This is a genomic window from Paramicrobacterium fandaimingii (assembly GCF_011751745.2).
Lineage (GTDB): Bacteria > Actinomycetota > Actinomycetes > Actinomycetales > Microbacteriaceae > Paramicrobacterium > Paramicrobacterium fandaimingii.
Window position 1 is genome coordinate 771,462 of record NZ_CP061170.1, and the last position, 22,711, is coordinate 794,172.

Sequence of the window (22,711 nt, forward strand, 5' to 3'; positions counted from 1 at the left end):
GAGAATTTCAGGAGAGAAATTGCTCGACGTAACAACATTTGACGAGCTTCGCATTGGCCTGGCTACCGGCGACGACATCCGTCGTTGGTCGTACGGCGAGGTGAAGAAGCCCGAGACCATCAACTACCGCACACTGAAGCCTGAGAAGGACGGCCTGTTCGGTGAGCAGATCTTCGGACCCAGCCGCGACTGGGAGTGCTCGTGTGGAAAGTACAAGCGCGTGCGCTTCAAGGGCATCGTGTGTGAGCGCTGTGGAGTAGAGGTCACCAAGTCCTCCGTCCGCCGCGAGCGGATGGGTCACATTGAACTCGCCGCGCCCGTCACCCACATCTGGTACTTCAAGGGTGTTCCTTCACGACTCGGATACCTGCTTGACATGGCGCCGAAGGACCTCGAGAAGGTCATCTACTTCGCCGCCTACATGGTGATCAACGTTGACGAGGAAGCTCGCCACGCTGACATGCCTGGCCTCGAGAACGAGCTCCGGCTCGAGCTCAAGACGCTCTCTGATCAGCGCGACGCGCAGATCGCCGACCGTCTGAAGAAGCTCGAAGACGCCCTCGCGGCTCTGGAAGAAGAGGGCGCGAAGGCCGACCAGAAGCGTCGCACGAAGGACGCCGCTGAGAAAGAGATGACTCAGCTCCGCAAGTCGTACGACGAGCAGATCAACCAGCTTGAGCGTGTGTGGGAAGACTTCCGCAACCTCAAGGTGGGCGAGCTCAAGGCGGAAGACGCCGTGTTCCACGAGCTGCAGGACCGCTACGGTCTGTACTTCGAGGCGCACATGGGCGCCGAGGGCGTGCAGAAGCGTCTTGCAAGCTTCGACCTTGCGGCCGAGGCCGAGTCGCTTCACCTTCAGATCGCTGAGGGCAAGGGTCAGAAGAAGATCCGTGCAATCAAGCGTCTCAAGGTCGTGAACGCATTCCTGCAGACGAGCGTTTCGCCTGCTGCGATGGTTCTCGACGTTGTGCCGGTGATCCCCCCGGAGCTGCGCCCGATGGTTCAGCTCGACGGTGGTCGCTTCGCAACGAGTGACTTGAACGACCTCTACCGTCGCGTGATCAACCGCAACAACCGCCTCCGTCGACTGCTTGACCTCGGTGCCCCCGAGATCATCGTCAACAACGAGAAGCGGATGCTGCAGGAAGCCGTCGACGCGCTCTTCGACAACGGTCGTCGCGGCCGCCCGGTTACGGGAACCGGCAACCGCGCGCTCAAGTCGCTGAGCGACATGCTCAAGGGCAAGCAGGGACGTTTCCGCCAGAACCTTCTGGGTAAGCGCGTTGACTACTCCGGCCGTTCGGTCATCGTCGTCGGCCCGCAGCTCAAGCTGCACCAGTGTGGTCTGCCGAAGCAGATGGCGCTCGAGCTGTTCAAGCCGTTCGTCATCAAGCGTCTGATCGACCTGAGCCATGCACAGAACATCAAGGCAGCGAAGCGCATGGTCGAGCGCGCACGTCCCGAGGTCTGGGACGTGCTCGAAGAGATCATTCGCGAGCGTCCGGTTCTGCTGAACCGTGCTCCGACTCTGCACCGTCTGGGCATCCAGGCGTTCGAGCCGCAGCTCGTTGAGGGCAAGGCAATCCAGCTCCACCCGCTCGTCTGTGCAGCGTTCAACGCTGACTTCGATGGTGACCAGATGGCCGTGCACCTTCCGCTGTCGGTTGAGGCTCAGGCTGAGGCCCGCGTGCTCATGCTCGCGTCCAACAACATCCTGAAGCCGTCAGACGGACGCCCGGTGACCCTGCCCAGCCAGGACATGATCATCGGTCTGCACCACCTGACGACACTCACCGAGGGCGCTGTGGGAGAAGGTCGCGCATTCTCGAGCATCGCCGAGGCGATCCTCGCGCATGACCAGCACTCGCTGCACCTCAACGCGAAGATCCGCATTCGCCTGAATGGTCTGCACTTCCGTGCCGGCGAGGAGCCCGAGGGCTTCGTGCAGGGTGAGCCGTTCATCTTCGACACGACGCTGGGCCGCGCGATCTTCAATGAAGCAATGCCCGAGGACTACCCGTTCGTCAACGAGGTTGCCGACAAGGGCAAGCTCTCGTCGATCGTCAACGACCTCGCCGAGCGTTACTCGAAGACCGACACCGCCACGACCCTTGACAACATCAAGGATGCCGGCTTCTACTGGGCGACTCGCTCGGGCGTGACTGTTGCACTGAGCGACATTCTCACTCCGGCGAGCAAGAAGGACATCGTCGCCAAGTACGAGAAGCAGGCGGCGAAGGTTCAGAGCCAGTTCGATAAGGGACTCACGACAGACGCCGAGCGTCGACAGGAGCTCATTAAGATCTGGACCGAGGCGACGGACGAAGTTGCTCAGGCGATGCGCGACGCGTTCCCCGCAGACAACACCATCAACCGCATGGTCTCGTCTGGTGCCCGTGGTAACTGGCTGCAGATTCGCAACATCGCCGGTATGCGTGGTCTCGTGAACGACCCCAAGGGTGGCATCATTCCGCGCCCGATCATCTCGAGCTACCGCGAGGGCCTCTCGGTTGCCGAGTACTTCATCGCAACGCACGGTGCCCGAAAGGGTCTTGCCGACACCGCTCTCCGCACCGCGGACTCCGGTTACCTGACGCGTCGACTCGTCGACGTTTCGCAGGATGTCATCGTTCGCGAGAAGGACTGTGGCACGTCGAAGGGCCTCGAGCTTCCGATCGCGGCGTTCGACTCGCAGGGCACGCTCGTGCGTGACCCGAACGTCGAGAACTCCGTGTTCGCTCGTTCGCTCGCAGCCGACGTCGTCGACAGCGAGGGCGGAGTCGTCGCATCCGCTGGCGATGACGTGGGTGACGTTCTCATTGAGCGTCTCGTCGAGGCGGGCATTGAGACGATCAAGGTTCGCTCCGTGCTCAGCTGTGAGTCGAGCATCGGCGTCTGCGCCGCGTGCTACGGCCGTTCGCTGGCAACGGGCAAGCTCGTCGACATCGGTGAGGCAATCGGAACGATCGCAGCACAGTCCATTGGTGAGCCGGGAACCCAGCTCACGATGCGCACGTTCCACACGGGTGGTTCGGCATCGGCTGACGACATCACGCAGGGTCTGCCTCGTGTGCAGGAGCTGTTCGAAGCGCGTACCCCCAAGGGCGCCACTCCGATCGCCGAGGCCGCTGGCCGCGTGACGATCGAAGAGACGGACAAGAGCCGAAAGGTCATCCTGACTCCCGACAACGGCGACGAGCCGGTCATCTACCCGGTGCTGAAGCGTGTGACGCTTCTCGTCGAGGATGGCGAGCACGTCGAGCTCGGGCAGCCGCTCCACGTTGGTGCAACCGACCCCAAGGAGGTTCTGCGCGTGCAGGGTGTCCGCGAGGTTCAGCGTCACCTCGTCGGCGGTGTGCAGGGCGTCTACCGTTCGCAGGGTGTGCCGATTCACGACAAGCACATCGAGGTCATCGTTCGCCAGATGCTCCGCAAGGTAACCGTGGTCGACCACGGCGACACGGATCTTCTGCCTGGTGAGCTCGTCGACCGTTCGCGGTACAACGAGTTCAACCGTGCGGCGCTGGCAGAGGGTAAGCGCACCGCAAGCGCTCGTCAGGAAGTCATGGGTATCACCAAGGCTTCGCTTGCAACGGAGTCGTGGCTGTCCGCGGCATCCTTCCAGGAGACGACTCGCGTTCTGACGCAGGCGGCAATGGAGGGCAAGCGCGATCCGCTGATCGGTCTCAAGGAGAACGTCATCATCGGTAAGCTCATCCCGGCCGGCACGGGGCTTGCGAAGTACCGCAATGTCTCTGTCGAGGCGACAGAAGAGGCGAAGGCCGAGCGCTACCCCAACCGCATCTTCGCGGATGACGGTGCGTTCAGCGAGTCCGACCTGTCGTTCGTTGACTTCGACAGCTTCTCGAGCGACGACTTCAACCCGGGTACGTACAGCTAAGTCGTACCGAACGACAGCGGAGGGTCTCCTTACGGAGGCCCTCCGCTTCGTTGTCTGGTGTCACTGCGCGACGCTGACTGTCGCTCGTCACCCGAGGTAACAGCGGTCGCGTGGCGAGATAAGATCGGGATGAGCGCGGCGACGAGGAGACCAGGCATGACGGACGAAGGTGACGGACGCAAAGCCACGCCTCGATGGTTCATCATCTCCACCATCGTCATCGCTGTGCTTGTCGTGGCAAGCGGCGCATTCGTCGCCACGCTGGTGTCCGGCAGTGCTGACGAAGCTGCTCCGCCGCCGAAACCGCAGCCCGCGGCACCCGACAGGCCGCTTCCCCAAAATCAGCCGTCTGCCGTGCTTGCGGGGCCGAACCCCACGTCGTGTGAGCAGATCTATTCTGACGAGATGTACGGCTACCTCACCGATACGGGGATGCCGTTGAACGACGCATCTGTCGACGACAATGTGGGAAGCCGCGACGATGATCTGGCTGCCGTGATCACCGGCGCAGAACACCTGGATTGCAGTTGGGGCTTCGCCGGTGACTACGGTCTCACGACGAGCGTCACCCGACTGGATGCTGACACGATGCAGGCGGTGCGCGACCGTATGACGGAGCTCGGCTACAACTGCGAAGACGAAGACGGCGGAACTCGGTGCCTCACTGCGGCAACGGAAGCTGGCAATCGCTACGGTGAGTCGCACTTCTTGCGCGACGGGCTCTGGCTCGGAACGGCCTGGGTGAACTTCGCCCCCGATGACTACACTCCCGACATCGTGCACACACTATGGCCTGACACCGCAGACGCTGCCTGAGCATCCGCGCCGAAACATCCGACACGCCCCGCGAGCCGCCCGGGTGATTCTCACCCGCAGTAGAGTGACCGCAAGTGGACGCGACCGCCGAGGAGGCTGCTATGAGCGACCCCGACTCGACTTCGAGCGATCCGAAGCCGGAGCACCAGACGGAGACTGAGCCGACGATGCCTGAGCCCTCGTCGGTGGAGCCGAGTACGGCCACTCACGGCGCACCGCAGACGCCGCCGGAGGCATCAGAGCAGCCGCCGGCCATTCCCGTGACCGAGCCCTCTGCGCCTTCTGAACGTCATTCTGACGGGCCCGAGCACGCGGCGACTGAGACTACGGCGCCAGAGCACGCGGCTCCCGCCTCTGCGGCATCAGGGAATGCAGCGCCCGAATCTGCGGCGCCTGAACATGCAGCGCCCGAGCCCACCGCCTTCGGGAATGCGCAGACGGGCGCGTATCCATACGAACGCGGACAGAACCCGGAGCAGCACCCGTCAGACCACGCCGTGACCGATGCCTATTCTGACTCCACACCGACGGAACACGTGTTGACGGGGCCAGAGCCCACTCGCACGTACGAGCAGAACGGAGCCGCTGCTCCCGTGAACGATCCGTGGGCTGGGTCCCCTCAGCATGTCGAAGTTGCCGAAGCGCCGAAACGCAAGGGCAACCGTTGGGCGAGCATCGCAATCGGAATCGTTCAGGCGCTGATTTTTGCCGCAGCGCTTTTCGGCGTGCTGATCCTTCTCGACATTCTCGCGGGCGAGCAACTCGACATTCTGGGCACCCTGCTTTCGCCCGCGCTGCTCATCTCGACGGGAATGTTCTTCCTCGCGCTGATCATCGTGGCGCTCATCGTCAATCGTGCGGGGTGGTGGGCCTGGATTCTCGGAGGTCTGTTCATCGCGGCATTCGCCTACGTCGGTTGGATCGGCGGCCTCCTCGTGCAAGAGGCGATGACCGTACCGTCGAATCGCGTGCTCGAGTTCGTCTGGGGCAACCTGCTGACCTGGCCGTCCATCGCCGCATTCATTCTTGGTCGCGAAGTGCCGATCTGGTTCGGCGCATGGTCCTCTGCTCGAGGCCGCAAGGTGGCTGCGCGCAACCGCGCAGCGCGAGACGACTATGAGCGTCAGCTCGACGAGGGCGACGCGGCATATCGCTGATCACGGAAAGATCTCGGCTGTCTCTTGAAGCCTCGACTTCCGTGAAGGCCGCTGCGTGGTTATCGCAACGCACGCGGCAGCAGACACCAGAATGATGGCGATGATCTGCAGAGCGGTGAACGCTTCCCCGAGGACGAGCCAGCCGAACAGCGCGGCGATCACGGGTCCGAACGCCGTGATGATGGCATACAGGCGGGCAGATATTCTTCGAAGTATGAACGAGTCAAGACTGTAGGGAAGCGCTGACGAGAGAACGCCGATGAGCGCCAGCAGCAGAACAATCTTCCACGAGAAGTTCGCGTTCGGCAGGGTGATGAGGGCCCACGGCAGCAGCACAACAAGACTGGTGATGCCCGCGATGCTGAGCCCCTGAAGGCCGGGGAGAGACAGGGCGACTCGGCGGGCGAGCAGAATGTATGCTGCCCACGATCCCGCAGCGAGAAGTGCGAGCGAGATTCCCCCGACGTTGACGCTGCCGTCAAAGCCGGTGAGCATGACAACGCCGACCCCGACGACGATGGCGCAGGCAACATCGACGAGTCGACGTGAGCTGAACAGCGCGACGGCGAACGGACCGAGAAATTCGATGGTTGCCGCGACGCCGAGACCGAGAAGGTGCACGGACTGGTAGTAGGCGGTGTTCATCGAGACGAGCACCAACCCCAGAGCGAGCGCTGGCCACAAGCTTCTCCATGTGAGGGAGCGAAAGCGCGGCCGGCTGACGGGCAACACCATCATGAGCATCACGAGCTGACGAGCGGCAACGACAATGACGGTGCCCACAGAGGGGATCGCGAGCCCGGCGAATGATGACCCCAGGTTGATGCTCACCTGAGTGCCGAGTTGGGTCGCGGCGCCCGCGGCTACCCGCCTGCCATCCGTCATCGATCCAGCATACGTCGGGGGCTTCACGCGCGAGATTCCGGGCGACACGCCCGGGCTGTCTCCGTGATTTGTGGCGGGGGCTCGCTGTGCGTAAAGTATTCACCTGTCGCCACAAAGGTGCTGAAGAGCCGAAGAGCTCCAGGCCTCAATCGGCGAAATCCTCCGAAGTTCTGATTCAGAACTTGTTGAGCCGTGATTCACGGCCTAAGATGGAGAACCCACCTGAGACGCAATGGCCGCGCAGGGATCGGATCGACAACGAGTCTGTCAAGACTTCTTGTAGCTTCCGGCGTGTGGCTTGAACAGCTGCTCGGGTGTGGTAAGATTGTAAGGTTGCTCCAGAGTGATGTGCTCCTGTTTTGGGGGTGTTGATTTTGGGTGCGTCTGGTCCTTGAGAACTCAATAGCGTGCACATGTCAAATGCCAATTATTTGAACCTCGGCCTCGCGTTTTGTGGGGTTGGGATTCCTTTGAAATTGATTGATTGATAGCGAATGTCAGCAATGATGTTTGTTTTGTCATGATTGAACTTGTGATTCGCCTCTTTTGGGGTGTTTCGCGTTGATGTTTGCTGGCTGTTTTTTGGTCAGTTTTTATGCATTTACGGAGAGTTTGATCCTGGCTCAGGACGAACGCTGGCGGCGTGCTTAACACATGCAAGTCGAACGATGATGCACCAGCTTGCTGGTGTGGATTAGTGGCGAACGGGTGAGTAACACGTGAGTAACCTGCCCCTGACTCTGGGATAAGCGCTGGAAACGGTGTCTAATACTGGATATGACTCATGACCGCATGGTCTGTGGGTGGAAAGGGTTTTACTGGTTGGGGATGGACTCGCGGCCTATCAGCTTGTTGGTGAGGTAATGGCTCACCAAGGCGACGACGGGTAGCCGGCCTGAGAGGGTGACCGGCCACACTGGGACTGAGACACGGCCCAGACTCCTACGGGAGGCAGCAGTGGGGAATATTGCACAATGGGCGAAAGCCTGATGCAGCAACGCCGCGTGGGGGATGACGGCCTTCGGGTTGTAAACCTCTTTTGTCAGGGAAGAAGCTTCTTGTAAGTGACGGTACCTGGAGAAAAAGCACCGGCTAACTACGTGCCAGCAGCCGCGGTAATACGTAGGGTGCGAGCGTTGTCCGGAATTATTGGGCGTAAAGAGCTCGTAGGCGGTTTGTCACGTCTGCTGTGAAATCTGGAGGCTCAACCTCCAGCCTGCAGTGGGTACGGGCAGACTAGAGTGCGGTAGGGGAGATTGGAATTCCTGGTGTAGCGGTGGAATGCGCAGATATCAGGAGGAACACCGATGGCGAAGGCAGATCTCTGGGCCGCTACTGACGCTGAGGAGCGAAAGGGTGGGGAGCAAACAGGCTTAGATACCCTGGTAGTCCACCCCGTAAACGTTGGGAACTAGATGTGGGGGCCTTTCCACGGTCTCCGTGTCGCAGCTAACGCATTAAGTTCCCCGCCTGGGGAGTACGGCCGCAAGGCTAAAACTCAAAGGAATTGACGGGGGCCCGCACAAGCGGCGGAGCATGCGGATTAATTCGATGCAACGCGAAGAACCTTACCAAGGCTTGACATATACGAGAACGGGCCAGAAATGGTCAACTCTTTGGACACTCGTATACAGGTGGTGCATGGTTGTCGTCAGCTCGTGTCGTGAGATGTTGGGTTAAGTCCCGCAACGAGCGCAACCCTCGTTCTATGTTGCCAGCACGTAATGGTGGGAACTCATGGGATACTGCCGGGGTCAACTCGGAGGAAGGTGGGGATGACGTCAAATCATCATGCCCCTTATGTCTTGGGCTTCACGCATGCTACAATGGCCAGTACAATGGGCGGCGATACCGTGAGGTGGAGCGAATCCCAAAAAGCTGGTCCCAGTTCGGATCGTAGTCTGCAACTCGACTACGTGAAGTCGGAGTCGCTAGTAATCGCAGATCAGCAACGCTGCGGTGAATACGTTCCCGGGCCTTGTACACACCGCCCGTCAAGTCATGAAAGTCGGTAACACCCGAAGCCGGTGGCCTAACCCTTGTGGAGGGAGCTGTCGAAGGTGGGACCGGTAATTAGGACTAAGTCGTAACAAGGTAGCCGTACCGGAAGGTGCGGCTGGATCACCTCCTTTCTAAGGAGCATCTGGCACTCGTTATGGGTGTCCAGCAGGCTGTATCAGGACCGTTCGTGTTCTGGCGGCTAGCTCATGGGTGGAACATTTGATGTGGCCGGCCGGGTGGCTGGGTTGTTGGAGTACGCCTCTTTGGGGTGGGAAACAGTGGTCTGGTTGTTGGGTTGGCGTGCACGTTATTGGGTCCTGAGGGACCAGGTTGGTTTTGCCCTTGTTTTTGGGGTGGGGCCGCGGGTTTCTCGGACCGTGGGTGGGTTCCTTTTTGGGGGCTGCTTTCGGTACCGACCGTACGTTGAGAACTACACAGTGGACGCGAGCATCTTAGAAACACTTTTTGTGTTTCTTGAATGAAAACAATATGTTCGAACAATTTTTTGTTCGGACCATTGGTCAAGATTTGTCTTATTTATAAGATTGATTTCGATTCATACTCATGTTGTATCAAGTTTCTAAGAGCAAACGGTGGATGCCTTGGCATCTGGAGCCGAAGAAGGACGTCGTAATCTGCGATAAGCCTCGGGGAGCTGATAAACGAGCTTTGATCCGAGGATTTCCGAATGGGGAAACCCGGCTGGGGCCTGTTATGGGTGCCTGGTCACTCCCGTCTGAATGTATAGGGCGGGGTGAGGGAACGTGGGGAAGTGAAACATCTCAGTACCCACAGGAAGAGAAAACAATAGTGATTCCGGTAGTAGTGGCGAGCGAACCCGGATCCGGCTAAACCGGTCATGTGTGATACCTGTCAGGGGTTGCATGGTCGGGGTTGTGGGACTTTTCTCATCATGCTGACATGTGGTGGGCGTTGTGAGTGGTATAGGCGAACGGTTTTGAATGACCGGTCAGAGAGGGTGCGAACCCCGTAGCTGAAATGCCATGATCGCGTGAAGAGTATCCCAAGTAGCACGGGGCCCGAGAAATCCCGTGTGAATCTGTCAGGACCACCTGATAAGCCTAAATACTCCCAGATGACCGATAGCGGACAAGTACCGTGAGGGAAAGGTGAAAAGTACCCCGGGAGGGGAGTGAAATAGTACCTGAAACCGTTTGCTTACAATCCGTTGGAGCAGCCTTGTTGCTGTGACAGCGTGCCTTTTGAAGAATGAGCCTGCGAGTTAGCGATATGTGGCGAGGTTAACCCGTGTGGGGTAGCCGTAGCGAAAGCGAGTCTGAATAGGGCGATTCAGTCGCATGTCCTAGACCCGAAGCGAAGTGATCTATCCATGGCCAGGCTGAAGCGTGTGTAAGAGCACGTGGAGGGCCGAACCCACTTCAGTTGAAAATGGAGGGGATGAGCTGTGGATAGGGGTGAAAGGCCAATCAAACTTCGTGATAGCTGGTTCTCTCCGAAATGCATTTAGGTGCAGCGTTGCGTGTTTCTTTCCGGAGGTAGAGCTACTGGATGGCTAATGGGCCTCAACAGGTTACTGACGTCAGCCAAACTCCGAATGCCGGAAAGTGAGAGCGCAGCAGTGAGACGGTGGGGGATAAGCTTCATCGTCGAGAGGGCAACAGCCCAGACCACCATCTAAGGTCCCTAAGCGCGTGCTAAGTGGGAAAGGATGTGGAGTTGCAGAGACAACCAGGAGGTTGGCTTAGAAGCAGCCACCCTTGAAAGAGTGCGTAATAGCTCACTGGTCAAGTGATTCCGCGCCGACAATGTAACGGGGCTCAAGCACGCCACCGAAGTTGTGGCATTGACATTAGTAACCAAGCCGCACGTTTTTCGTGTTGGTTCAGTGTGTGTTGATGGGTAGGAGAGCGTCGTGTGGCCGGTGAAGCGGCGGTGTAAACCAGCCGTGGAGGCTACACGAGTGAGAATGCAGGCATGAGTAGCGAAAGACGGGTGAGAAACCCGTCCTCCGGAAGACCAAGGGTTCCAGGGCCAGGTTAATCGCCCTGGGTAAGTCGGGACCTAAGGCGAGGCCGACAGGCGTAGTCGATGGACAACGGGTTGATATTCCCGTACCGGCGAAGAACCGCCCAAGCTAATCCAGTGGTGCTAAGAGTCCTAGCCATGACACGGAAGCTTCCTTTTCGAAGGGGGTGGATGGTTGTGGTGAACGCTCGACCCCATGCTGGTGCGGTTAGCGTATTAACAGGTGTGACGCAGGAAGGTAGTCGGTCCTGGGCGATGGTAGTCCCAGGCCAAGGCTGTAGGCCGGGAGATAGGTAAATCCGTTTCCCGTGAAGGCTGAGAGTTGAAGGGGAACCCGTAAAGGGTATGATCCGATGATCCTATGCTGCCAAGAAAAGCATCGACGCGAGGTTCTAGCTGCCCGTACCCCAAACCGACACAGGTGGTCAGGTAGAGAATACTAAGGAGATCGAGAGAATCGTGGTTAAGGAACTCGGCAAAATGCCCCCGTAACTTCGGGAGAAGGGGGGCCATCCGCTTATACCGCCTTGCGCGGGAAAGGGTGTGGTGGCCGCAGAGACCAGTGGGAAGCGACTGTTTACTAAAAACACAGGTCCGTGCCAAGTCGCAAGACGATGTATACGGACTGACGCCTGCCCGGTGCTGGAAGGTTAAGAGGAACGGTCAACCCCTTGTGGGTGAAGCTGTGAATTTAAGCCCCAGTAAACGGCGGTGGTAACTATAACCATCCTAAGGTAGCGAAATTCCTTGTCGGGTAAGTTCCGACCTGCACGAATGGCGTAACGACTTCCCAGCTGTCTCAACCACGAACTCGGCGAAATTGCATTACGAGTAAAGATGCTCGTTACGCGCAGCAGGACGGAAAGACCCCGTGACCTTTACTACAGCTTGGTATTGGTGTTCGGTGTGGCTTGTGTAGGATAGGTGGGAGACTATGATGCGGGCACGCTAGTGTTCGTGGAGTCGTTGTTGAAATACCACTCTGGTCACTCTGGATATCTAACTTCGAACCGTGATCCGGTTCAGGGACAGTGCCTGGTGGGTAGTTTAACTGGGGCGGTTGCCTCCTAAAAAGTAACGGAGGCGCCCAAAGGTTCCCTCAACCTGGTTGGCAATCAGGTGGCGAGTGTAAGTGCACAAGGGAGCTTGACTGTGAGACTGACAGGTCGAGCAGGGACGAAAGTCGGGACTAGTGATCCGGCAGTGGCTTGTGGAAGCGCTGTCGCTCAACGGATAAAAGGTACCTCGGGGATAACAGGCTGATCTTGCCCAAGAGTCCATATCGACGGCATGGTTTGGCACCTCGATGTCGGCTCGTCGCATCCTGGGGCTGGAGTAGGTCCCAAGGGTTGGGCTGTTCGCCCATTAAAGCGGTACGCGAGCTGGGTTTAGAACGTCGTGAGACAGTTCGGTCCCTATCCGCTGCGCGCGCAGGAAATTTGAGAGGATCTGACCCTAGTACGAGAGGACCGGGTTGGACGAACCTCTGGTATGTCAGTTGTCACGCCAGTGGCATCGCTGATTAGCTACGTTCGGGATGGATAACCGCTGAAAGCATCTAAGCGGGAAGCCGGCCTCGAGATGAGATTTCCATCCCCATTTATGGGGGAGAGGCTCCCAGTAGACGACTGGGTTGATAGGCCAGATGTGGAAGCACCGCAAGGTGTGGAGCTGACTGGTACTAATAAGCCGATAACTTGATAACACCAACATGCTGCATGTTCGCGTCCACTTTGTGGTTCCTGACGCACGGTCAGAACCAAACAACACACACACGTGTGTTCATAGCGTCACAGACTGTTACGGCGGTCATAGCGAGAGGGAAACGCCCGGTCACATTCCGAACCCGGAAGCTAAGGCTCTCAGCGCCGATGGTACTGCAGGGGGGACCCTGTGGGAGAGTAGGACACCGCCGGACTTAACTTCAGCAACACAGTGTGAAGGCCACCCCAACCAGGGTGGCCTTCACCAGTTAACCCACCAGTGGTTTTGTCGAATCGACGTTCCGTTGTGAATCGGTGCTCTATGCATCTGCATGGGTAGCACTCCCCATCGGCAGCACCCCACAAGCTCGTTAGGCTAGTGCCTTATGGCGACCCGTACGACGTACTCTCTACCCCGCTCGCGGGTCGATATCACTGTCACCGGTGTGACAGACGTGGGCAAGCGCCGACGCATCAATGAAGACTCGATCATCATGGCGTCGCCGATCTTCGCGGTCGCCGATGGCATGGGCGGGCATCAGCGCGGGGATGAGGCGAGCCGCGTCGTCGTCGAACAGCTGCAGCTGAGTGTGCGCCCTGGGGAACCGTCGAGCCCTGAAGTGGTGTTCACCGGCATCACAGCGGCGAACGCCCGCATTCTCTCGTGGGCGGACGAGGGCGGCCTTGCCGGCAGCACCGTCGCCGGCGTTGCGCTTGTGTCGCTTTCTGCTCAGGCCGACAGCCACTGGATGGTCTTCAACATCGGCGATTCCCGTGTCTATGTGCTCGATGGTGAGCAGCTTCGTCAGGTCACGGTTGATCATTCGGCCGTCCAAGAGCTCATCGACCAAGGCAGCATCACACCGTCTGAAGCGGCAACGCACCCGCAGCGAAACGTCGTCACCCGCGCGGTCGGCGTCGAGACCGACGCCGATCCCGACGTGTGGCTCCTGCCGGTAGAAGGACACCAGATGTTCATCATCTGTTCCGATGGGCTGAGCCGCGAGATCTCCGATGAGGAGATTCGGAGCATCCTGCTCGAGGCGCCACGGGATCCCGCGAAGGCGCTTGTTGACCGTGCTGTGGAGGCCGGCGCTCGCGACAACGTTTCCGCCGTCGTTGTGGATGCACTCTCCGTTGATATGACGCCGCCAAGCCCGGGCTATCATGACACGAGAGGTTTGGGCGCGCTCGAAGAGACTCTGCCGCGCCCGAAGTGAGGAACATATGACGCAGTTCACCTATACCGCGGCGCTACAGCGCGAATGGGTCGCCATCGCGGCATCCGGTCGACTTCTGATCGTGCGCATTGACGATGACGCCGACCTGCTGATGCGCGTCAAGCAGCTGGACATTGGTTCACTGACCGTTCACGAGACACTCGATGCGCTCACCGAGGGCGGACTGGCGCACACGCCGGCTTTCGGACTGTGCTTTTGGGTTGCCGGAACGCTGAGCACTGACGGGGTCGGTGTGATCGTGTACGGCGACACCGAGATCAGCGTGATCTCGGATGCCGACACCGTGACGGTTCGCGCGGTCGGGATCAGCGGCTGGGGCGAACAGCTTGTCGAGAACGCGACGGGCATCGAGGTGCACGGCGGCGCAGATACGGCAGACGCGCTGCCTCTGAGCCGGGGTGCAGCATGGATTTCGGGGCTTTCGCTCGGCACCGACGACGGCGTTGACGCTGCGCGTTCGACCAATGCGGGCAGCGTCGCCGACGCGGAGGCTGATCACGGTTCTGCTGACGACGCTCCGTCGATTGCACGTGAGCCGTCGAGTGAGCCCAAGCCGAACACCGTGGCGATCGATGAGCCGCTGCGTGAGGCACCGCCGGTACCGAACGTGGCGCTTGAGAACGTTGGCGCCGAGCCGAAGCCCGACACCGCTGAGCAGCCGGTCTGGTCCGATGACGCGCCAGCTGAGTCGGTCGGCGAAGACACCGAGGTGCCAGAGATGACGCTTTTGCCGAGCGACGTTGCCGCACCAGCTCCGCTGCCCGAGCCAGACGAGCAGACGATCATGCGCACGCCAGGGGAGCCGATGGCGCCACCGCGCACCGAGCCCCTTGGTGACCACGACGGCATGACCGTGCTCGCTGAAGACGTGCGTGCCGCCCGCGATGCCGCACATCTGCCGGAGGGCGCCGTCGGCTCAGCCCTCCACGATATTCGTGAGTATGCGTATGCTCTTGAGCTTCCGGGCGGGGGCAGGCAACAGCTGGACGCTCCCGTCGTTCTCGGCAGGGCCCCGAGCGTGTCGAACGTTCCGGCCTCCGTGCTGCCGCACCTCGTGACGCTGGCTGGAGACGACATCTCTCGCACCCACGTGCGCGTAGCCGTCGAGGGCGATGCCGTCGTCGTGACCGATCTGCACTCGAGCAACGGCACGGTCATTGAGGTTCCGGGCCGTTCGCCGCAGCAACTGCGCGGCGGCGAGCCCGTGCCCGTGATCAGCGGAACGGTGATCGATCTCGGATCGGGCGTGAAGCTGCGAGTACTCGAGGCATAGGGTGGCACGGCAGGCAGCTCAGCCGCCGCACATCCGCGGCCTCGAAGCCGAGCGGCTCCTCGGATCGGGAGGCTTCAGCGATGTCTTTCTGTATCGACAGGACCTTCCCCGTCGTCAGGTCGCCGTCAAGGTGCTCTCGCTCGACGAGGTGACCGAGAGCTCCCGTGCCGCGTTCGTTGCCGAGGCCAACCTCATGGCGCAGCTGTCTGCACACCCGTACATCGTCACTATCTACAACGCCGCTGTCGCCGAGGACGGCCGCCCCTACTTCGTCATGGAGTACTGCCCTGGCCCGAGCTTGTCGCAGCAGTACCGGTACCGGCAGTTCACGATTGCCGACGTGCTTCGCACCGGCATCCGCCTGACCAGTGCTGTCGCGACAGCGCATTCCGCGGGCATTCTGCACCGAGACATCAAGCCCGCGAACGTGCTCACGAATGCATACGGCTGGCCTGCTCTCGCCGACTTCGGCATTTCGTCTGCCGTTGACGCCGACCACAGTCCTGCGGGCGAGGCGCAATCGCTCGGAATGTCGATTCCGTGGTCTCCGCCCGAGATGTTCGCCGACCACCCGGTGGCCGACGTCAGAAGCGACGTGTTCTCGCTCGCCGCGACGGTCTGCACGCTGCTGGCAGGGCGGTCGCCCTTTGAAGTGCCGGGCCAGCCAAATGGTGCAATCGACCTGATCGGGCGCATCGAGCGCGGCACGGTGACGCCCATGGAGCGCACGGATGTTCCGCCATCGCTGCTCGCCGTGTTGCGGCGCGGCATGGCCTCGCGCCGAGAAGACCGGTTTCCCAGCGCCATCGACTTCGGGCGTTCGCTGCAGCGGGTCGAACTCGAGCTCTCGTACTCGGCCACGCCGCTCGACGTGCCGAACCTCGCGTCGGCCAAACCCCAGAATGACGACACGGGCGAAGATGCGACGCGAATTCGCCCGATGACCACGGTGACCCCGAGCCAGCAGACGCCCCCGCCGCAGGCGCCGACTGACGACGATGCGACGGTGGCCCGACCAGTGAAGCCCGTGACGGCGCAGCCGCCGCGTGGCGACAACTCTCCCGCCCGGCCGCGCCCTGTCACCCCACAGGTTCCCATTCCTGCCGACACCGGTTCGACGGCGCGACGCGGCCCCGTGCCCGTGCACCCCACAGAGGAGAATGCGGATGCTGCGCCGCAGAGTGAGGCGAGCACGAAGCCCCGTCGGCGCATTCTTCCCATCGTGATCGGAGTGGTTGCCCTCATCGTTGTGGGCGGCGGGGTGACGGCATCCCTTCTTCTCGGCGGGCAGCAGGGCACAGAAGAGACACAGGCTCCGACCGGCAAACCTCTCATCATCACGGGAGTGCCGACGCCGGAAGAGCGCGGCATCACGGTGTCGGAGGACGGTTCGAGCGTGACGTTCGAGTGGGCAAACCCGGAGCCAGAAGATGGTGATGTTTTCGTCTGGTTTCGATCAGACGGAGCGGAGCCCGGAGACAAGCATGTGGTCGCCGAGCCGACGGTCACCGTTGCCGGCGTGGCAGATGGCGATAAGGTGTGTGTCACGGTCGTGATCAGCAGGGCCAACGGCAAGACGTCAACCGATCCATTGGAGATGTGCAGCACGTGACGGCACCACGTATCGAGTTCTGCGGGGAATGGTACGACGTGAGCCCCGACGAATTCTTCTACATCGGGCGCGAGGGCGACCTCGTCATCGATGACAATCCGTTTCTGCACCGCCAGTTTCTCGCCATTGGGCTCGAGAACGGCATGTACTGGCTCATCAACGTGGGCAACGCGCTTGCGGCGACGGTGACTGACAGCACGGGCCAAGTGCAGGCGTGGCTTGCACCGGGCGCCCGGCTGCCCGTTGTGTTTCGCGAACTGCAGGTTCTGTTCAGCGCCGGGTCGACGACGTATGACTTCACCGTTCATATGGACTCGGAGTTCTTCGGAACATCACCGCTGACGTCGGTGTCGGGAGGCGAGACGACGGTGGGTCCGATTCACCTGACCAGCAACCAGAGGCTGCTGATTCTTGCGCTCGCCGAAGACGTGCTTCGTCAGAATTCTCCGGGGCGCGGCGAGATTCCGGCATCCGCTCAGGCTGCGGAGCGGCTGGGGTGGACGCAGACGGCATTCAACCGCAAACTCGACAACGTGTGCGACAAGCTCGACCGCTTTGGGGTGCCAGGCTTGCGGGGTGGGCGCGGCAAGCTTGCGACAAACCGTCGCTCGCGACTCGTGGAGTATGCGGTGTCGACGCGAATGGTCGATCCGAGCGATCTGGTGCTTCTCGATCAGGACACGTCGGCTGCGGGCGTTTCCGCCGCAGATGGCTAGAACTTTTCTCGTGTGGAATACCATGTTAGGTTAAGCTCCGGCTCAGTCTGCCTTGGGCGGTGCAAGGCGGCAAAACAACGAGACGGAACGTTTTTGTGGGGAGAATGAAGGGGTGGCTTCGTGGCCGAAAGGTCACGGCATCCGTTGTCGTCGCATCCCTCATTGTCGCTGTCCCCGTGACATTCGCCGTGCTGCACCCCGGTTACCCCGCCTCAGACGTCGATCTCGAGGCGCGAGACGTGTGGGTGACGAACGGCAAAGAGCTGCTCGCCGGGCGTCTCAACAAGCAGATTGAAGAGCTGGATGCGTCGGTGGCGACGCTCGCCAACGACATCAACATCTTTCAAGACGGCGATCTGGCGCTTCTTCACGATCGCGTCTCGTCGACGGTGCAGACGATCGATGCGGCGTATACGACACTCGGCAACAGTGCCGACCTGCCCCCAGGCGCCGAGCTCGCGTATGGGGGAGGGCGCCTTGCCGTTCTCGAACCAGACAGCGGGAGCCTCTGGATCACAACCGTCGCCGGCGGCCTCGACTTCACGACGGTGAACAACGACCCGCTCCTGAAACTCGGGCCGGATGCCGCGATTGCCGTGTCGAAGGAGGGCGAGGTCTTCGCCGCATCCCCGACTGATGGTGTGCTCTATTCGTACCCGCCAACCGGAGGCAAGCCAAGCGAGCAGCAGATTCCGTCGAGCGAGAGCTATCAGCTGACGGCGGCGGGCGAGACCCCCGCGCTGTTCGACGGCGATGCGAACCGGGTGATCTTTCCCGGCTCGGACCCCATCGAGCTGCCGTCAACGGGCGTCAAGCTTCAGCAGTCCTCTGCCGATCCAGGCGAGGTTCTCGTCGCGGGCGGCGATTCCCTCATGGCCGTTCCGCTGAACGGCGACGAGGTGATCGAACTCGACGCAGAGATCACCTCGCCCGCCCAGAATGCCGATGCGGTGGCAGCGCCCGTGAATCTTGAGGGATGCTGGCACGCCGCGTGGGCGTCGGGAAGCCGGTACCTGGCGAAGTGCGACGGTGCCGGTGCCACACACGAAGAGATCGAGCCGTCGACAGCGGGCGCCGAGCTGGTGTTCCGCGTCAACAGGGACGTCATTGCCCTCAACAACCTGCAGACCGGTGACTCGTGGCTTGTCACCGAGAACATGCGCCTCGTGCACAACTGGGAAGATGTCACACCGCCCGAAGAAGACGACGGCGAAGAGGGCGACGAGAAGTCGTCTGTTAAATCTTTCGAAGACACCCTTGCCGAACGCACAGATCAGAACCGCCCGCCGATCGCCAATGATGACGAACTCGGGGTTCGGCCCGAGCGCACGACTGTCTTGCCGCTGCTGAGCAACGACACCGACCCTGACGGCGACGTGCTCACCATCACCGATATCAAGGGCTTCTCTGACAAGTGGGGAACGCTGCAGCACATCGACGGCGGACGCGCCCTTCAGTTCTCTCCGAAGGAAGGGATCGAAGCGGGGACCTTCTCGTTCCGCTACACCGTGAGCGATGGTCGCCCGGGCGGCATTGCCGAGGGCGCCGTCAACGTGACGGTTCGCCCGCCGGAGGTGAACGAACCGCCTGAGTCTGCGCGCGTGGGGGCCACCGTCGTCGACGCGGGGCAGACGATCACGTACGACGCGCTCGCCGACTGGTCTGACCCAGACGGCGACGACATCTACCTGGAATCGGCGGCATCGGATGCCGGCGACCGCGTGAGGTTCAACCCGGACGGTCGTGTCACCGTCACGCACACCTCGGGTCAGCTCGGGCCCCGCGACATCGTGTTCACGGTGTCTGATGGCCAAGAATCCGTGACGGGCACGTTCACCCTCGACGTCAAGTCAGCCGGGTCATCGAACCCCGTGGGCACACCGGACTTCGCGCAGACGTTTGTGGGCGAGGCTGTTGACGTTCATCCGCTCGACAACGACCTGTCGCCCTCGGGTGGGCAGCTTGAGCTGCTCGGCGCCGAAGCGCTCAAAGGCGCGATCTCGGTGGCCGTCGACACCGACCGCGGAACCATCACGGCATCCGCGGGCAAGGCCGGGGCGTACTACGTGAAATATTCGCTCGGCGCGGGGGAGCGCACGAGCATTGGGCTGCTGCGAATCGACGTGACAGAGAAGGCCGAGGCCGATCTCGCACCGGTTGCGGTTCGCGACACCGGCTACGTGCGCCCGGGCGAGCCCGCCTTGATTCCGGTGCTCGTGAACGACGTGTCACCGACAGGTGATGTGCTTGCCGTCAAGTCGATTGAAGCGACGGGCGACGCAGCGCAGCTGTCGATCGAGCTGCTGTCGCAGAGCATCATTCGTGTCACCGCGACCGCCGCCGTGACCGGGCAGGTTCAGTTTCGCTACACGGTGTCTGACGGGCACAAAGAATCGACGACGACAGCAACCATCGTGATGGTTCCGCCGCTGTCGAAGCATCAGGCGCCGATCGCGGCTGACGACCACGTGCGCGTGCGTGCTGGAGACATCGCGAGCGTGCCGGTTCTCGACAACGACACACACCCGGACAACGCGGGAATGGCCGTCGAGCAGGAGCTCGTGCAGGGTGCAGACAAGGGGCTCGCCTTCGTCACGGACGACAAGGTGAGGTACCAAGCGCCCGCTGAGGCAGGCGTCTACACGGCCGTGTACACGGTCATTGACGACTTCGGGCAGAAGGCGACAGCATCCGTCACGTTCACCGTTGTGGGCATGGACGAAGACACAAACCAGGCGCCGACTGCCAAGACGCTCACCACACGTGTCTTTGCAGGCAGCTCCGTCGACATTGAGATTCCGCTTGAGGGACTCGACCCCGACGGCGATTCGGTCGTGTACGACGGTCTGGCGAGTGCGCCGATCTTGGGCGCGGTGCGCAATGAGAAGAGCACGAGCTTCTCGTATGTCGCCGGATCGATGGAACTTGGCACCGACACATTCACCTACAAGATCAAGGACGTGCTGGGCGCCACTGCCGTCGGCACGATCAAGATCGCGGTGATCCCCCGGCCGGAGCAGGCGATGAGCCCCGTGGCGGTTGACGACGCCATCGAGGTGAAGCCCGGCCGGGTCGCATCGGTGCCCGTGCTGAAGAACGACTCTGACCCGAACCAGTACTCGTTCGCGCTCGACAAGAAGCTCGAAGACGTGCCCGAAGACGTCGAGGCAACGGTCGACGGCGAAAGCATTGTGATCGAGGCCCCCGACGTCGAGATGACGTTTGCGCTGCGCTATACGATTCGCAACGAGAAGGGCGGGTTCGACTCTGCCTATGTGATGGTGCGCGTCAGCGAGAAGGCGACGATTCAGCCGCCGGGCGTGGCAGACCAGACCGTGGAGCAAGACGAGGTGATCGGCAAGGAAACCGTCGACATCGACATCTACGATGGCGCGACGAACCCCGGTGGTCGAGTCTCTGACCTCACCGCATCGCTCGAGGGCCCGAACGCAGACCAGGCGCAGATTCTCGAGAACGGCAAGGTGCGGGTCACTCTCGGTGACACGCGCATGGCAATCACGTTCCGACTCACCAATGACACGGACAAGCTGAGCTCTGCCGCGTTCATCGTTGTGCCTCCGTACTCCGACGGGCAGCCGCCGCGGCTGCGAGAGGATCTGCCCGAGCAGATCGTCGATATGAACGACACGAAGGAGTGGAAGCTCGACGACATCGCGTATTCGCCGTCGGGCAAAGACATTGAGATCACCGGGGCCGACGGGGTGAGTGCGTCGCGCGGCGACGGCAAACCATCGTTCGTCGACGAAAAGACGCTGAGATTCACTCCGATCAAGGATTACCGAGGGCCGGCGTCGATCAGCTTTGAGGTGACGGACGGCACGTCGACGGGCACGACGATGCTTGTGCTGCCGATCACTGTCGGCGACCCCAACTTCGAAGACATCCCGCCAACGTTCACGCCGCCGTCGATCACGATCGAGGCCGGGGAGGACCCCGTCTCGTTCGATCTGCGCAGTGCGGCGTCGCACCCGAACCCCGACGTCACCGACCAGATCACGTTCAGCGATCTGCGCGGTCAAGGCAATGGCATCCAAGGGAACCTCAGTGGGTCAGAGCTCTCGGTGCAGGCGCCGTTCGGAACGACGCCCGGAACGTCTGTGACCCTGGGCGTCACAATGTCGTTCAAAGATTTCGACGTTGACGGGCAGATCACCGTGACGGTTGTGTCGTCGACGCGGCCGATGCCTGTCGCCGTCGACCATGTGAACAATGACGCCCGCAAGGGCAAGAGCTACACGATCGATGCGCTCGCGGGAGCGTTCAATCCGTTCCCCGGGGAAGACCTCACGATCGTGAATGCCGAGCTGGACTCCGGCGATGCACAAGTGAGCACAGACGGCACGACGGTGACGGTGAAGACCGGCCCGGCGAAGAGCCAGGAGATCAGCGTTCTCTATACGATTCAGGATGCTACCGGGGACAAGCACAGGCGTTCGACGGCGCGCATCACCGTCGTTGTGAAGGACGTGCCCGATGCGCCGCCAGCACCGAGCGTCTCGGCGAGCGATAGCAACACGAGGGTCGTCGTCACGGGGTCGCCCGCAGACAACGGCTCGGCGATCAAGAGCTACACGGTGAAGCGCAGCGATGGGGACACCAGAACCTGTCAAGCCGGTGTTGCATGTTCGATGTCGGCGAAGAACGGCACGTCGTACTCGTTCCGCGTCATGGCGACGAATGGCGTAGGAGACAGTTCATGGTCCCCTGCGTCGAAGAGCGTGACGCCCTATGGTGTGCCCGGCGCACCCCGCTCAACCGACATCGACAAGCAGGGGGACTGGGCGAGCACCCCGGTGACGATGCGCTGGGCCACGCCGAACGACACCGGCGGGAAGATCACCACATACGAGTGGCAGGTTCGTGGAAGCGGCAGCGACAGCGGGTCGACAACGAGCACATCTGCGAAGAGCAAGAGCATGCCAGCGGGTACCTACAACTTCAGGGTGCGTGCGTGTTCGCCCGCAGGCTGTGGCTCATGGACTGGGTCGGGGAACGTCGTCATCAAGAACGAACCACCACCACCGCCGCCGGACCCGGTTGTTACCCACGTCTATGGCGTCGATGGGCCCAAAACGCGCTGCTGGCAAGGCAACTGCTCGACCGGTACATACCGCATCGCGATCGCCTGGAAGCACTTCACGAGTGGCACGTATCAGGTTCATGCCGAGTATTGCCGAGACGGCGATTGGTCGGCTGTCGCTGACAGCTGGTACAACGTCAAAATGGACAAGGACGGCAAGGAAGAGAGCAAGATCTCGGCCTGGATTCAGCCCGACCTCTCTCGATGCGGTATTCGAGTGAAAATTCGCCAGAACGGGTCGCTGGTTTACACGAGCCCAGGTTTTTCGTTCCCCTGATGGCGACGAACTGCACGGTAA

At 61.1% G+C, this 22,711-nt stretch carries 9 protein-coding genes and 3 rRNA genes; 11 read left to right on the forward strand and 1 reads right to left on the reverse strand.

Annotation, left to right across the window (positions count from 1 at the left end):
• The first annotated feature begins 19 nt into the window (after positions 1-19).
• The 3 genes from HCR84_RS03735 to HCR84_RS03745 all read left to right on the forward strand — a co-directional run bounded on the left by HCR84_RS03735 (position 20) and on the right by HCR84_RS03745 (position 5,874).
• Positions 20-3,901, forward strand: coding sequence for a DNA-directed RNA polymerase subunit beta' (locus tag HCR84_RS03735; protein ID WP_166984442.1), 3,882 nt, complete (start codon positions 20-22; stop codon positions 3,899-3,901).
• A gap of 156 nt (positions 3,902-4,057) precedes the next feature.
• Positions 4,058-4,717: a hypothetical protein gene (locus tag HCR84_RS03740; RefSeq protein ID WP_166984443.1), complete on the forward strand. Its 660-nt coding sequence runs from the start codon at positions 4,058-4,060 to the stop codon at positions 4,715-4,717.
• A gap of 101 nt (positions 4,718-4,818) precedes the next feature.
• The gene (locus HCR84_RS03745; RefSeq protein WP_166984444.1) at positions 4,819-5,874 is read left to right on the forward strand and encodes a hypothetical protein; all 1,056 of its coding nucleotides are present in this window, start codon (positions 4,819-4,821) and stop codon (positions 5,872-5,874) included.
• On the opposite strand, the gene HCR84_RS03750 is transcribed toward HCR84_RS03745, so the two are convergent.
• Complete coding sequence (locus HCR84_RS03750; protein WP_166984445.1) at positions 5,875-6,759, reverse strand: EamA family transporter; 885 nt, start codon at positions 6,757-6,759, stop codon at positions 5,875-5,877.
• A gap of 600 nt (positions 6,760-7,359) precedes the next feature.
• Between HCR84_RS03750 and HCR84_RS03755 the strand changes: the two genes are divergently transcribed.
• The 8 genes from HCR84_RS03755 (at position 7,360) to HCR84_RS03790 (ending at position 22,690) form a co-directional block, all read left to right on the forward strand.
• Positions 7,360-8,891, forward strand: a 16S ribosomal RNA gene (locus tag HCR84_RS03755).
• Between the two features lie 439 nt (positions 8,892-9,330).
• A 23S ribosomal RNA gene (locus HCR84_RS03760) occupies positions 9,331-12,472 on the forward strand.
• Between the two features lie 96 nt (positions 12,473-12,568).
• Positions 12,569-12,685: ribosomal RNA gene (rrf, locus tag HCR84_RS03765) — 5S ribosomal RNA — on the forward strand.
• Together the 16S, 23S and 5S rRNA genes form the textbook arrangement of a ribosomal RNA operon.
• A gap of 171 nt (positions 12,686-12,856) precedes the next feature.
• A complete protein-coding gene (locus HCR84_RS03770; RefSeq protein WP_166984461.1) occupies positions 12,857-13,690 on the forward strand; it encodes a PP2C family protein-serine/threonine phosphatase in 834 nt (277 codons plus the stop codon).
• A gap of 7 nt (positions 13,691-13,697) precedes the next feature.
• Positions 13,698-14,984, forward strand: a complete 1,287-nt coding sequence (locus HCR84_RS03775) for an FHA domain-containing protein (RefSeq protein ID WP_166984462.1) — start codon at positions 13,698-13,700, stop codon at positions 14,982-14,984.
• A gap of 1 nt (position 14,985) precedes the next feature.
• The gene (locus HCR84_RS03780) at positions 14,986-16,596 is read left to right on the forward strand and encodes a serine/threonine-protein kinase (RefSeq protein WP_166984463.1); all 1,611 of its coding nucleotides are present in this window, start codon (positions 14,986-14,988) and stop codon (positions 16,594-16,596) included.
• Positions 16,584-17,312, forward strand: a complete 729-nt coding sequence (locus HCR84_RS03785) for a hypothetical protein (RefSeq protein WP_235940779.1) — start codon at positions 16,584-16,586, stop codon at positions 17,310-17,312. The genes HCR84_RS03780 and HCR84_RS03785 overlap by 13 nt, the downstream gene beginning before the upstream one ends.
• Positions 17,313-17,416: 104 nt before the next feature.
• Complete coding sequence (locus HCR84_RS03790) at positions 17,417-22,690, forward strand: Ig-like domain-containing protein (RefSeq protein ID WP_166984465.1); 5,274 nt, start codon at positions 17,417-17,419, stop codon at positions 22,688-22,690.
• The last annotated feature ends 21 nt before the right edge of the window (positions 22,691-22,711 follow it).

Coding starts and splice junctions, on each gene's coding strand:
- HCR84_RS03740 (WP_166984443.1), top strand. CDS start 4,058: ATGACGGACGAAGGTGACGGACGCAAAGCCACGCCTCGATGGTTCATC.
- HCR84_RS03745 (WP_166984444.1), top strand. CDS start 4,819: ATGAGCGACCCCGACTCGACTTCGAGCGATCCGAAGCCGGAGCACCAG.
- HCR84_RS03750 (WP_166984445.1), bottom strand. CDS start 6,759: ATGACGGATGGCAGGCGGGTAGCCGCGGGCGCCGCGACCCAACTCGGC.
- HCR84_RS03770 (WP_166984461.1), top strand. CDS start 12,857: ATGGCGACCCGTACGACGTACTCTCTACCCCGCTCGCGGGTCGATATC.
- HCR84_RS03775 (WP_166984462.1), top strand. CDS start 13,698: ATGACGCAGTTCACCTATACCGCGGCGCTACAGCGCGAATGGGTCGCC.
- HCR84_RS03790 (WP_166984465.1), top strand. CDS start 17,417: ATGAAGGGGTGGCTTCGTGGCCGAAAGGTCACGGCATCCGTTGTCGTC.